This is a genomic window from Ruegeria sp. YTSC199 (genome assembly GCF_059609725.1).
Map to the genome: position 1 here is coordinate 60,640 of NZ_JBXWMF010000022.1, position 12,772 is coordinate 73,411.

Consider the following 12,772-nt stretch of genomic DNA (forward strand, 5'->3'; position numbering starts at 1 on the left):
ACAAATACAAACGACGAAGTAGTAAGGGTCAAATAGAAAAAGGGCCCCCAAACGGCGGCCCTCAATCGTTTGCGGTGAAAGACTGAAATCAGCCGTTCACGCTGTCCTTCAGCGCCTTCGCGATGGTCATTTTGACCACCTTGTCGGCCTCTTTCTTGAACTGCTCGCCGGTAGCGGGGTTGCGCACCATGCGCTCGGGGCGCTCGCGGCAGTAGATTTTGCCAACGCCGGGCAGGGTCACCGCACCACCGGCCGACACTTCGCGGGTGATCAGGCCGGTCACGGCCTCCAGCGCGGCGTTCGCGGCTTTCTTGTCGGTTCCCATTTCCTCAGCGAGAGCAGCAACCAGCTGAGTCTTTGTCATAGGCTTTGCCATTTCTTGGTCTCCTTAACGTGCCCGATAAATAGGGCCTCACCGCGTAACTGTAACGGGATATTGTGGATGAACACAACGAATAGTAGCGCGGAAAACCCTAAAAATAGGGGGAAAACGTTGCTTTTTTGCTTCAGAGAAAGGCCGTTTCGTCGAACGAACGCAATTTCCGGCTGTGCAAACGCTCTAACGGCATGCCGCGCAGGTGTTCCATCGCGCGAATTCCGATCGCCAAATGGCGGCTGACCTGAGTGGTATAGAACGCTGAGGCCATACCGGGAAGCTTTAATTCGCCATGAAGCGGCTTGTCCGAAACACACAGCAAAGTGCCGTACGGCACCCGAAACCGATAGCCGTTGGCGGCGATGGTGGCGCTTTCCATATCCAGTGCAATCGCGCGGGATTGGCTGAGGCGCTGCACCGGGCCAGACTGGTCGCGCAGCTCCCAGTTGCGGTTATCGACCGAGGCGACGGTGCCGGTGCGCATGATCCGTTTCAGTTCATAGCCTTCCAGTTCGGTGACCTCGGCCACGGCCTGTTCCAACGCCACCTGAATCTCGGCCAGCGGCGGGATCGGCACCCAGACCGGAAGATCGTCGTCCAGAACCTTGTCTTCGCGCAAATAAGCATGGGCCAGCACGAAATCCCCCAGCGCCTGCGTGTTTCGCAGCCCGGCACAATGGCCGACCATCAACCAGGCATGAGGGCGCAGCACCGCAATATGGTCGGTGGCGGTTTTCGCATTCGACGGACCGACGCCGATATTGACAAGCGTGATCCCCGCCCCATCCTCGCGTTTCAGGTGGTAGGTCGGCATTTGCGGCAGTTTTAGCGGTTGTTCCAGGGTGCCGTCCGGGGTTGTGATCTCGACATTCCCGGTCGAGACGAAACTGGTGTAACCGCTATTCGGGTCGGCAAGCTGCTCACGCGCGTAGTTTTCGAATTCGGACACGTAGAACTGGTAGTTGGTGAACAGAACGTGGTTCTGGAAATGGCTGGGATCGGTCGCCGTGTAATGTGACAGCCGTGCCAGCGAGTAATCCACCCGTTGTGCCGTGAACAGCGACAGCGGGCCGATCTCATCCTCGACGTCATGGATCCCGTTGACGATGTCGTCGTTGGTGGTGGTCAGGTCCGGTACGTCGAACACGTCGCGCAGGGTGAACCCCGCCGCGCCTTGATGCGGCACCACAAGGTCGGGGTTGTTGGCCACCGCGAAATGCACCGGTATGGGCGTGTCGGATGCCTGAATCGTCACCGGCTGATCGTGGTTTCTGATCAGCAGAGCGATCTGTTGCGTCAGATAGGAGCGAAACAGATCGGGCCGCGTCACAGTTGTTGCGTGGGTGCCAGGCTCGGACACGTGGCCAAAACTCAGGCGGCTGTCGACTTGCGCATAGGACGAGGTCTTGATGCGAATTTCCGGGTAATAGGCCCGGTACCGTTCGGCCGGTGCGCCTTGTTCCATCGCGGTGGCAAAGCTGTTGCACAGAAACTGCGTCGCCTTCTCGTACAGCTCTTCCAGGCGGGCCACCGCGGCGGCGGGGTCTGTGAACTTTTCAGGAGACGGGACGTCGGGTGTTTTTATTATTGTCATGCAAGAGGTTCCAGAAGATCGATCTTTTTAAATGTACGCACGTCAACCAAACCCAGATCGGAGATCCGCAATTCCGGGATAACGACAAGGGCCAACAGCGAGTGCTGCATGTAGGCGTTGTTCAACTGACAGCCGCAGGCCTGCATAGCTTCGACCATCTTGTCCGCCTTGGCAGCAACCTCGGCGGCGGGGCTGTCGGACATCAGCCCGGCAATTGGCAACTCCACCAGCGCGAGTTCCTCTCCATCGCGGAAGATGGTGATACCACCGCCGACCTCGGCCAGCCGATTTGCAGCCAGCGCCATCTGTTCCCGGTCGGTGCCGACCACTATCATATGGTGGCTGTCGTGTGCCACGGTCGAGGCTATGGCCATCCTGCCGTGATACCCGAAGCCAGTTACAAAGGCGTTGGTCACACCTCCGGTTGCGCGGTGGCGTTCGACCAGCGCGATCTGGCAGACGTCGCCTTCGCCCTCGACCAGCCCGCCGATGATTGGCAATTCTGCCTTCAGCGCCTTGGTCGGGGCCTGGTTTTCAACTACGCCGATCACATTGGCCTGAACACGGTTGGCACCGGCCGGGGCCTTGATCTCAAAATCCGCCTGCGTCAGGCTATGGCCCAGATGCACCGTTTTTCGCGCAGGTTCGGGCCAGTCCAGATGCGGGCAGTCCACCTTGATCGCGCCATCCTGGGCCACGATCTGACCTCGGGCGATAACCATTTCGATGGGCAATTCTGTCAGGTCCGAGCTGAGAATGATATCCGCCCGTCGCCCCGGCGTGATTGAACCGATCTCACGCTCCAAACCGAAATGTGTGGCTGTGTTGATCGTCGCCATCTGTAGTGCGACCAGCGGGTCGCATCCGCAGGCAATTGCGTGACGCACCACCCGGTTCATATGGCCTTCATTGACCAGTGTTCCGGAGTGGCAATCATCCGTGCACAGGATGAAATTGCGCGGGTCCAGCCCCTTTTCAGTCACAGCCGTGACCTGGCTTTCGACGTCATACCAGGCTGAACCCAGCCGCATCATCGACCGCATTCCCTGCCGCACGCGGGCAATGGCGTCAGCCTCGCAGGTACCTTCGTGATCGTCTGCCGGGCCACCCGCAACATATGCCGCGAAATCAGGCCCTAAATCAGGCGAAGCGTAGTGCCCGCCCACCGTCTTGCCCGCCCGCTGAGTCGCAGCGATCTCGGCCAACATTTTCGGATTACCATGGATCACACCGGGGAAATTCATCATCTCACCCAGCCCGATGATACCGGGCCAGTTCATCGCCTCAACCACATCTTCGGGTGTGATCTCATAGCCCGTGGTCTCCAACCCCGGGGCCGAGGGCGCACAGGACGGCATCTGGGTAAAGATGTTCACCGGCTGCATCAGCGCCTCGTCATGCATCATGCGTACGCCGTTCAGCCCCAGCACATTAGCAATCTCATGAGGGTCGGTGAACATAGAGGTAGTGCCATGCGGAATCACCGCGCGGGCAAATTCGGCCGGGGTCAGCATGCCCGATTCGATATGCATATGGGCATCGCACAGACCCGGCAGCATGTATCGGCCACGCGCCTCGACGATTTGCGTGTCAGGGCCAATGCAATGCGACGCATCCGGCCCGACAAAAGCCACGCGCCCGTTGGAGATGGCGATGTCATGATCGGGCAGCGCCTCACGGCTGTGAACATTGACCCAAATTCCGCAACGAATGACGAAATCCGCAGCTTCGCGTCCTGCGGCAACTGAAATCAATTGGGGGGCGACATCGGGCCAGCTTGGGAAGGGCGTGTATTCCATGGCTCAACTTTCCCAATTGCTGAGAAAGGTGCAACCCCCAGAACGCAGCTATCATCAAACCGTCACGCAGCGCGTCAGCGCTGCCCCGCCCAACCAGAGGAGATGTCGCGCAGCGGCATTGACGATGGACGGGAGCGCCCCGATCACGCCAACCGGTCCGCCTCCATCTCGCGCCGCAGCCAATTGGCAAAGGCCAACGCCCCCGGCGTTTCCTCGGCTTGCGGGGACAACAGCAGGTAATAGGCCTCGGGCATCACCGCGCGGTGGGAGAAGGGGGCCACCAACCGTCCCTGCCGGATCAGGTCGCGCGCGATGGTGTCGTGGGTCAGGCAAAGCCCGCCTCCGGCCATCGCTACGGACAGGCTGACCAGATAGGTGGTCGAATAGGTAATCGGAGGGTTTTCCCAGTTCAGCGGCTGATCCTCTGCCCAACTCGCCCAGTTGGACATCAGGTTGGAACAGTCAAACAGCGGCTGCTGCTGCAGCGTGTCCAGCGTTACCTCGAAACCGGGGGCGCAGACCGGGTAATAGTGATCGGTCCGCAGCAATTCGGTACGAACCGTATCAGACGGCCGCAGCGAATAGCGGATTTCCACCGCCGCGCCCTCAGCCATTTCGCGCGGTTCCCACAGTTCGGTAAAGATGTTCAGCTGAACCTCGGGGTGTTCGGATCGAAACTGCGGCAAGCGCGGGGCCAACCAGTTGACTGCAAAACTGATGTTGCTTTGCACCTGCACCGCGTTTTGCTGTGCCCCGGTGACAGCTTGCGTGCCGCGCACCAGTGTCCGAAACGCCTCGCGCACCACTGGCAGGTAGGTGATGCCCGCTTCGGTCAGCTCCAGAGCGCGCGGGCGGCGCAGGAACAGGGGCTGACCCAAGTAGCCTTCCAGTGATTTGATCTGCTGGCTGACCGCGCTTTGGGTCATGTTCAGATCCCGTGCCGCGCCGGTGAAGGACAGATGCCGGGCCGAGGCCTCGAACGTGCGCAGCCAGCCCAGAGGAGGAAGCGAATTCTGAATGTTCATAACCCTGACATTAGCTCAGCTAATGAAATAGGTCTGTTTTTTTCGTTGGTCAAACATTCGCGCCGCAGGCACGCTTTTACAAAGTCCAAGCTATTCCAACAGGAGCCCGCAATGACCGTCACCAACCTGCGCCCAAAAATCGACCACTGGGTGGAACGCGTGGATCTTGCCGCCACTTTCCGCTGGACCGAGCGGCTGAACATGCATGAAGGCGTGGCCAATCATTTCAGTCTTGCGGTGAACGAGGACGGCACGCAGTTCCTGATGAACGCCAACCAGATGCATTTCGCGCGGATCAAGGCGTCGAATCTGCTGTTTCTGGATGCAAACGATCCGGACGTGATGTCTCAGCCCGGTGCGCCCGATCCAACCGCTTGGGGTCTGCACGGATCGATCCACCGACACTGCCCGCATGCGCGTTGCGTGATGCATGTGCATTCGATCTTTGCCACCGTGTTAGCATCTCTGGCGGACAGTTCGTTGCCACCGATCGATCAGAACACGGCCACTTTCTACAACCGCTATGTGGTCGATCAGGAATTTGGTGGATTAGCCTTTGAAAGCGAGGGCGAGCGCTGCGCCGGGATGCTGTCGGACCCGAAAAAGAAGGTCATGATCATGGGCAACCACGGTGTGCTGGTAATCGGAAGCGATCCGGCGGATACCTTCAACCGTCTCTATTACTTCGAACGCGCAGCAGAGACCTATATTCGCGCGCTGCAAACGGGCCAGCCCCTGCGCGTGCTGTCGGACGAAATTGCTGAGAAGACAGCACAGGAACTGGACGACTATCCCGATCAGGCCGAGGCACACCTGCGCGAGATCAAGGCTTTGCTCGATGTCGAAGGCTCCGACTACGCCACATAAAGGGTATTGCCATGACTGACGTTACCCAAGATTCCGAAGCCGCCCGCTGGCATTATCACCCCGAAGGACCGGTGGGGTTGAACCCGCTGTTCAACTGGCCTCCGCGCCCCGCTGCCGTGCTGAAATGGTATAGCGGCGCATGGTTGCAGATCACGTCGCTGACCCTGTGCTTGGTACTGGCCGTCACAGCCTACATGTTCTTTTTCCCAGCATTGGAAACGATGCAAAGCTTTGCGCCGGGATGGATGCTCCGCATTTGGCTGCTGAATATGGTGCCTCAGATCCTGATTGCCGGTGGCCTTCATTGGTGGCTGTACATGCGCAAAGGGCAGGGTATGTACAAGAAATTCGACCGCCGTGATCTGACCCGCAATAATGGTAATTTCACATTCCGCAATCAGGTCTGGGACAATATCTGGTGGACGCTGGGCAGCGCGATGACGGTGGCGACCGTCTATCAGTGGGTGATCTACTGGGCGATGGCCAACGGCTATGTGCCCACCGTCACCTGGGCCAGCGCGCCGGTCTGGTGTGTGGTGTGGATGCTGTTCATTCCGATGTGGTCGGGGTTGCATTTCTACTGGGTGCACAGGCTGGAACATCACCCCAAGCTCTATAAACACGTCCACGCGGTGCATCACCGGAATGTCAACATCGGGCCGTGGTCGGGGATTTCTAACCACTGGTATGAAAACCTGCTGTATTTCACCACCTATTTCGTCCACCTGATCGTGCCGTCACATCCGCTGCATGTGCTGTTTCACACATATTTTCAGCAGATCAGCCCGGTCCTGTCGCATTCCGGCTTCGAAAAACTAAAGGCCGGGGATACGGATGCCGCCCGTGCGGGGGATTTCTTTCACCAGCTGCATCACCGGTATTTCGAGTGCAACTATGGCACCTCTGAGATTCCCTTCGACAAGTGGTTTGGCACCTATCATGACGGTTCGGCCGAGGCGACGACGCGCACTCGGGCGTTCAAGAAACAGATGTACACCTAAGGGTCAGGTCCGCTCGAACAACGCGATCAGCGCCGTGTCGTCCTTGTTGGGACCCACGGCCAGATCGCCATAAATCCGCACTTCGGGCAGGGTCAGGTTTTGTATCTGACCCTGTGCCAGTTTGTGCAGAGCTTCGGCAAAACCCAGTGTTTCGTAGTGCTGCGCATTGATCGACAGGGCAAATTGCGCGCCGGGGCGGGCAATACGCAGAAGGGCGGGCAGGGCCTCGGGCCCCAAATGGCCATGAGTGAACGTGCCGGATGACACAATCCCCGAGTAACACTCATCCGGAACGGGGATGCCCTGGTTCAGATCGGCCTCGATCGCATCACGATATATGTCTTTGCGCATGGCCTGATCCAGCATCTCGGCGCTGATGTCCGTCGCGTCGATCGGACCAACACCCAGCCCGGCCAATACCGCGCCACATAGCCCTGTGCCGGCGCCGACATCCAGAACCGGGCCTTGGCCGCCTGCGGCCACAAAGGCGCGGGCCGTGTGAATGTGGAGCTGGTAATCCTCGCGCGCGGCGAAGGTTTCGTCATAATCTCCGGCCCATTCGGCATAGAGTTCTTTGTGACCCTCAGGCGATTCCAGGGAATAAGCGGTGCGCAGGTTTGGTTTTTTCTCAGCCATGCCTAAAAGAAAGGCGCATTGAGGGATTCGAATCAAGTATTCAAGCGCAGGTGCTTGCATCCGCCGGGATTGCGGATCATCAAAGGCGACATGACAGGAACTCTTTTTTCGTTCGGCCACGGATATTCGGCGCAAGCCTTGTCCCAGCTACTGGACCCAAAAGGGTGGCGCATCATCGGCACCACCCGCGATCCCGCCCAATCCGCCACCATTCGTGAATCCGGCGCTGAGCCGCTGATCTGGCCCGGGCAGACACCGGAATTGGACGGGGTGACGCATCTGCTGGTCTCAACGGCACCCAACAAGGACGGTGATCCGGTACTGGCCGCGTTGCAGGACGAGATCACCGCACGGGCGGCGCAATTCAAATGGGTCGGCTACCTGTCGACGACCGCCGTTTATGGCGATCATCAGGGGGAATGGGTGGACGAAACCACCCCGCCCACACCCACGGCCGAGCGCGGCCGCTGGCGGGTGAAGGCAGAACAGCAATGGAAGAGCATCCCCGAACTGCCTGTCCATATCTTCCGGCTGGCCGGTATTTATGGCCCCGGTCGCGGTCCGTTTTCCAAGCTCAAGCGAGCGGGAATGCGGCGTATCATCAAACCCGGGCAGGTGTTTTCCCGCATTCACGTAGCTGACATCGCGCAGGTTCTGGCCGCGTCGATGGCCGCACCCAATCCCGGCGCAATATATAACGTCTGCGATGATGAGCCGGTGCCGCCGCAGGACGTAATCGCTTATGCCGCCGAGCTGCGGGGCCTGCCCCTGCCGCCTGCAGTTCCGTTTGATCAGGCCGATCTGACTCCGATGGCCCGCAGTTTCTATAATGAAAACAAGCGGGTCCGAAATGACCGGATCAAGGATGAACTGGGTGTGCACCTTCTGTATCCGGACTATCGCACCGGGCTGGAGGCCCTGATGAAAGACGCCTGAGGATCAGCCTGCGGCCTTGATCACGTCGGCGGCTTTCTCGGCGATCATGATGGTCGGTGCGTTGGTGTTGCCCGAGGTCAGTGTCGGCATGACCGAGGCATCAACCACCCGCAGACCCTCGATCCCGCGCACCCGCAGCTCCGGGTCAACGACGGCCATCTCATCCACCCCCATCTTGCAGGTTCCGACAGGGTGATAGATCGTGTCGGCGCGATTGCGGATGTGCTGCTCCCAATCTGCGTCAGTGCGGGCAGTGTCGGTTCCGAACATCTCTTTGTGGCGGTATTCGGCGAGGGCGGGGGCCTCAAGGATGTCGCGCATCATCCGCGCACCCTTGATCATCGTATCCAGATCGCGGTCGTCCGACAGAAAGGCCGGATCGATGGCGGGCGCGGCAAAGGGATCAGCGCTGTTCAATCCAACCGTTCCACGACTTTCGGGGCGCAGTTTGCAGACATGACAGGTGAATCCGTGGCCGTAATGCAGCTTGCGGGCGTGATCATCGACCAGCGCGATGGTGAAATGCAGCTGAATATCCGGCCGATCCTGCGCGGCCGAGGTCTTCAGAAACCCGGCCCCTTCGGCAAAGGGCGTCGCAGCCATGGACACGCCGGTCTTGCGCCAGCGCAGAAGGTGTCGGGACAGGTTTACCGATGCAGTCGCGCCGATTCCGAAATTGTCGGTATCTTTGGTCTTGTAAGACAGAATGAAATCCAGATGGTCCTGCAGGTTTTTACCCACGCCGGGCAGGTGGTGACGCACGGCAATGCCGTTCTTGGTCAATTCCTCTGCGGCACCGATGCCAGACAGTTGCAGCAGGTGCGGGGATTTCAGCGCACCGGCGCATACCAGCACCTCGCGCTTTGCCGTGACCGTGATATCGGAGCCCTTGGCTTTCATCCTGTAGATCACGCCGGTCGCGCGCTTGCCGTCAAAGGTCAACTCTTTGGCATGGGCATGGGTAATGACCTTCAGGTTGGGGCGGCCCATGACAGGAAAGACATAGGCCGCAGCGGCCGAGCATCGCTCGCCGTTCTTGGCCGGGTCGTGGAACTGTGTGACCTGATAGAGACCGACCCCTTCATTGTCGCCGCGATTGAAATCATCGGTGCGGCGATGCTGCATCTGTTCGGCCGCTTCGATGAAGGCATGGGTGATCGGGCGCGGCTCTTTCTGGTTTGACACCTGCAACGGGCCGTTGGCGCCATGCAGGTCATCGGCGCCGTCCTCATTGTTCTCGGACCGTTTGAAATAGGGCAGGACGCTGTCCCAGCCCCACCCGGTACAGCCCAGTTCTTCCCAGCCGTCATAGTCCTGACGATGGCCCCGTACATAAAGCATAGCATTGATCGCGCTGGACCCGCCCAACGCCTTTCCTCGCGGCTGATAGCCCCGCCGCCCGTTCAGCCCCGGTTGCGGCACCGTTTCAAAAGCCCAGTTGTTGATCTTGGGACGTCCGGGCAGGGCGGCAACAACGGCCGAAGGCATTCGGACCAGAATACTGTCGCCGCGCCCGCCGGCCTCAAGCAGACAAACGCGTTTGCTCGGGTCTTCGCTGAGACGACTGGCAAGCACTGAACCTGCGGACCCGCCGCCAACAATGACATAGTCGAATTCCATTTCGATTCCCCTTCCTGCCGGGCCGGTCAGAGCGATGCCCGGGACAGTCCTGACACAGACTGTGGCCGAGCGCCGGGAAAAACAATTGCCGTATCCGAGGTGTGACCCAAGGTTAATGAGGTCCGGTCTGAGCAAATCTAAAAATATCATAACCTTTCCCTATTAAACTCATCACTAAACAAAACTTTTTTGCATGGCTTTGGTTTGCTACTTCTTTAAGGGACAAGACAGAAGAGTCGCGGATACCCTTGCCCAAGACGCGCCGGACACACCGCGCATCCACGGCGGGGTAAAAGTGTCATCTACATGTGCTCTTGATCGACCGAGTTTTGACCGCGCGAACCTGCCGGAAATTAGCCAGGATTGGAGATCGATATGGACGGAAGTGATAACCCCAAAACGGGCGGTTGCCCGGTAATGCACGGCGCGGGTACCCGGTCGAACCGGGATTGGTGGCCGAACCAGCTGAACCTGTCGATCCTGCACCAGAACACGCCGGCGTCGAACCCGTTGGGTGCGGATTTTGACTATGCCGAAGAATTCAAGAAGCTGGACATGAAGGCGCTGAAGGAAGACCTCTATGCGCTGATGACGGATTCGCAGGACTGGTGGCCGGCGGATTATGGTCACTACGGTGGTCTGTTCATCCGTATGGCATGGCACAGCGCCGGCACCTACCGAACCGCGGATGGCCGTGGCGGTGCCTCGACCGGCAACCAGCGTTTTGCGCCGCTGAACAGCTGGCCGGACAACGGCAACCTAGACAAGGCGCGCCGTCTTCTGTGGCCGATCAAGCAGAAATACGGCAACCAGATTTCCTGGGCCGATCTGATGATCCTGGCCGGCAACTGCGCCATCGAGTCGATGGGGGGCAAGACATTTGGCTTCGCCGGTGGCCGTGAAGACATCTGGGCGCCGGAAGAAGACATCTACTGGGGCTCCGAAACCGATTGGCTGGCCCCCACCGACAATCCGCACAGCCGGTATTCCGGTGAGCGCGACATGGAAAACCCGCTGGCCGCCGTTCAGATGGGTCTGATCTACGTGAACCCCGAAGGTCCGGATGGCGAACCCAACGTTTTGGCTTCGGGCCGCGATATCCGCGACACCTTCGGCCGGATGGCAATGAATGACGAGGAAACCGTCGCGCTGGTTGCTGGTGGCCACACCTTTGGTAAAGCCCACGGTGCAGGAGACCCCGATCTGGTCGGTCCTGAACCCGAAGCAGCACCGATCGAAGAGATGGGCCTTGGCTGGATCAACAAGTTCGGTTCAGGCGTGGGTGATGACACCACCACCTCGGGCATCGAGGGCGCATGGACGGCGAACCCGATCAAATGGGACAACGGCTATTTCGACCTCCTGTTCGGATATGAGTGGAACCTGACCAAAAGCCCCTCGGGCGCATGGATCTGGGAACCGATCGGCGTCAAGGAAGAAGATATGGCCCCGGCGGCCGGTGACCCGACCAAGAAGGTTAAAACCATGATGACCACCGCCGACATGGCGATGCGCATGGACCCGATCTATGGCCCGATTTCGAAACGCTTCCACGAGAACCCGGAAGAGTTTGCGGATGCCTTCGCGCGCGCCTGGTTCAAACTGACCCACCGTGATATGGGTCCGCGTTCGAACTATATCGGCCCCGAAGCCCCGACCGAGGAACTGATCTGGCAGGACAACGTCCCCGCAGTGGATCACGATCTGGTCGATGATGCCGATGTTGCAGTCCTCAAGGCCAAGATCGCTGCAACCGGTCTGTCGGTGTCCGAGCTGGTCTCAACCGCATGGGCCTCGGCCTCGACCTTCCGCGGGTCTGACAAGCGGGGCGGTGCCAATGGTGCCCGCATCCGACTTTCGCCGCAAAAGGATTGGGACGTCAACGAGCCGATGAAACTGTCCAAAGCGCTGGATGCGCTGGAAGGCGTTCAGAATGCATTTAATGGGGCGCAGTCGGGCAACAAGAAAGTGTCTCTGGCCGACCTGATCGTCCTGGCCGGTGCCGTCGGCATCGAACAGGCCGCCAAGGCTGGCGGTCAGGATGTCGAGGTTCCGTTCACTCCGGGCCGCACCGACGCGACGCAAGAGCAGACCGATGTAGACAGCGTCGCAGTGCTGGAGCCCGCGGCAGACGGTTTCCGCAACTACCAAAAGACCGACTACACCGTCTCGCCCGAAGAGTTGCTGGTTGACCGGTCGCAGCTGCTGAACTTGTCCGCGCCTGAGATGACCGCTCTTGTTGGTGGTCTGCGGGTTCTGGGGGCCAATTTCGGCGACAGCAAGCACGGCGTGTTTACAGATCGTCCCGGAACGCTGAGCAACGACTTCTTCACCAACATTCTGGATATGAGCACTGAATGGAAGCCGTCTGGCAAGGGCGTCTATGAAGGCTGCGATCGTGCCAGCGGTGAGGTGAAGTGGACCGGCACGCGCGTCGATCTGGTCTTCGGTTCCAACTCGCAACTGCGGGCGCTGGCCGAGGTCTATGCTCAGGCTGATGCCGAAGGCAAATTCGTCTGTGACTTTGTTTCGGCCTGGAACAAGGTGATGAACGCGGATCGCTTCGACCTGAAGTAAGTAAGAACAACCACTCAGGAAGCGACGCCGCCCGAGGAAAATCGGGCGGCGTTTTCTTTGGCCGGGCTCCGCGTAAATACCAAGCATTGGGTACGATTCTGCCTGAAGGCCAACTTTTTAGGCTTCCCGTCGAAAAGCGCATGCGCAAGCAGAGGGAATTCTGAAGCTAACATGTTGTTTTCATTAACCTGAACAAGTTTCTGCCGAGAATTGTGAAGTTTTTTCAAAATGGGGGTTGCAGGTCCCAGACCTAATCCGTAAATACCCCTTCACCGGCGCTGCTGAGGCGGTGCTGACGGGTTGGAGAGACGGCCTGACGGACTGGAAAGACGGTTGAGACG

General features: G+C 59.2%; 10 protein-coding genes. 4 read left to right on the forward strand and 6 right to left on the reverse strand.

The annotated features are described in order from the left end of the window. Positions 1 to 88: 88 nt before the first annotated feature. The 4 genes from AC2FEE_RS18965 to AC2FEE_RS18980 form a co-directional block, all read right to left on the reverse strand. The gene (locus AC2FEE_RS18965) at positions 89 to 376 is read right to left on the reverse strand and encodes an HU family DNA-binding protein (RefSeq protein WP_170349467.1); all 288 of its coding nucleotides are present in this window, start codon (positions 374 to 376) and stop codon (positions 89 to 91) included. A 130-nt stretch (positions 377 to 506) separates the two neighbouring features. Then, on the reverse strand, positions 507 to 1,970 hold the full coding sequence (locus AC2FEE_RS18970; RefSeq protein WP_496866895.1) for an AMP nucleosidase: 1,464 nt from the start codon (positions 1,968 to 1,970) through the stop codon (positions 507 to 509). Further along, a complete protein-coding gene (ade, locus tag AC2FEE_RS18975) occupies positions 1,967 to 3,769 on the reverse strand; it encodes an adenine deaminase (RefSeq protein WP_496866896.1) in 1,803 nt (600 codons plus the stop codon). The genes AC2FEE_RS18970 and ade overlap by 4 nt, the downstream gene beginning before the upstream one ends. A gap of 143 nt (positions 3,770 to 3,912) precedes the next feature. After that, positions 3,913 to 4,788 (reverse strand): LysR family transcriptional regulator, encoded by an 876-nt coding sequence (locus tag AC2FEE_RS18980; RefSeq protein WP_496866905.1) that lies wholly within the window; start codon positions 4,786 to 4,788, stop codon positions 3,913 to 3,915. Positions 4,789 to 4,905: 117 nt separating this feature from the next. Here AC2FEE_RS18980 and AC2FEE_RS18985 point away from each other — a divergent pair, with 117 nt between their 5' ends. Together AC2FEE_RS18985 and AC2FEE_RS18990 are read left to right on the forward strand one after the other, a co-directional pair. Next, positions 4,906 to 5,661: a class II aldolase and adducin N-terminal domain-containing protein gene (locus AC2FEE_RS18985; RefSeq protein ID WP_496866897.1), complete on the forward strand. Its 756-nt coding sequence runs from the start codon at positions 4,906 to 4,908 to the stop codon at positions 5,659 to 5,661. An 11-nt stretch (positions 5,662 to 5,672) separates the two neighbouring features. Continuing rightward, on the forward strand, positions 5,673 to 6,662 hold the full coding sequence (locus AC2FEE_RS18990; protein WP_496866898.1) for a sterol desaturase family protein: 990 nt from the start codon (positions 5,673 to 5,675) through the stop codon (positions 6,660 to 6,662). A 3-nt stretch (positions 6,663 to 6,665) separates the two neighbouring features. Here AC2FEE_RS18990 and AC2FEE_RS18995 read toward each other — a convergent pair whose 3' ends face one another. Next, a complete protein-coding gene (locus AC2FEE_RS18995) occupies positions 6,666 to 7,298 on the reverse strand; it encodes a class I SAM-dependent DNA methyltransferase (protein ID WP_496866899.1) in 633 nt (210 codons plus the stop codon). 90 nt (positions 7,299 to 7,388) lie between these two features. Here AC2FEE_RS18995 and AC2FEE_RS19000 point away from each other — a divergent pair, with 90 nt between their 5' ends. Continuing rightward, the gene (locus AC2FEE_RS19000) at positions 7,389 to 8,234 is read left to right on the forward strand and encodes an SDR family oxidoreductase (protein ID WP_496866900.1); all 846 of its coding nucleotides are present in this window, start codon (positions 7,389 to 7,391) and stop codon (positions 8,232 to 8,234) included. 3 nt (positions 8,235 to 8,237) lie between these two features. Here the strand turns inward: AC2FEE_RS19000 and AC2FEE_RS19005 are convergent, their stop codons facing one another. Next, positions 8,238 to 9,854 (reverse strand): GMC family oxidoreductase, encoded by a 1,617-nt coding sequence (locus AC2FEE_RS19005; protein WP_496866901.1) that lies wholly within the window; start codon positions 9,852 to 9,854, stop codon positions 8,238 to 8,240. Positions 9,855 to 10,229: 375 nt separating this feature from the next. Here AC2FEE_RS19005 and katG point away from each other — a divergent pair, with 375 nt between their 5' ends. Beyond that, positions 10,230 to 12,431 carry a catalase/peroxidase HPI gene (gene katG / locus AC2FEE_RS19010; protein ID WP_496866902.1) on the forward strand — a complete coding sequence of 734 codons (2,202 nt, stop codon included), beginning with the start codon at positions 10,230 to 10,232 and terminating at the stop codon, positions 12,429 to 12,431. The last annotated feature ends 341 nt before the right edge of the window (positions 12,432 to 12,772 follow it).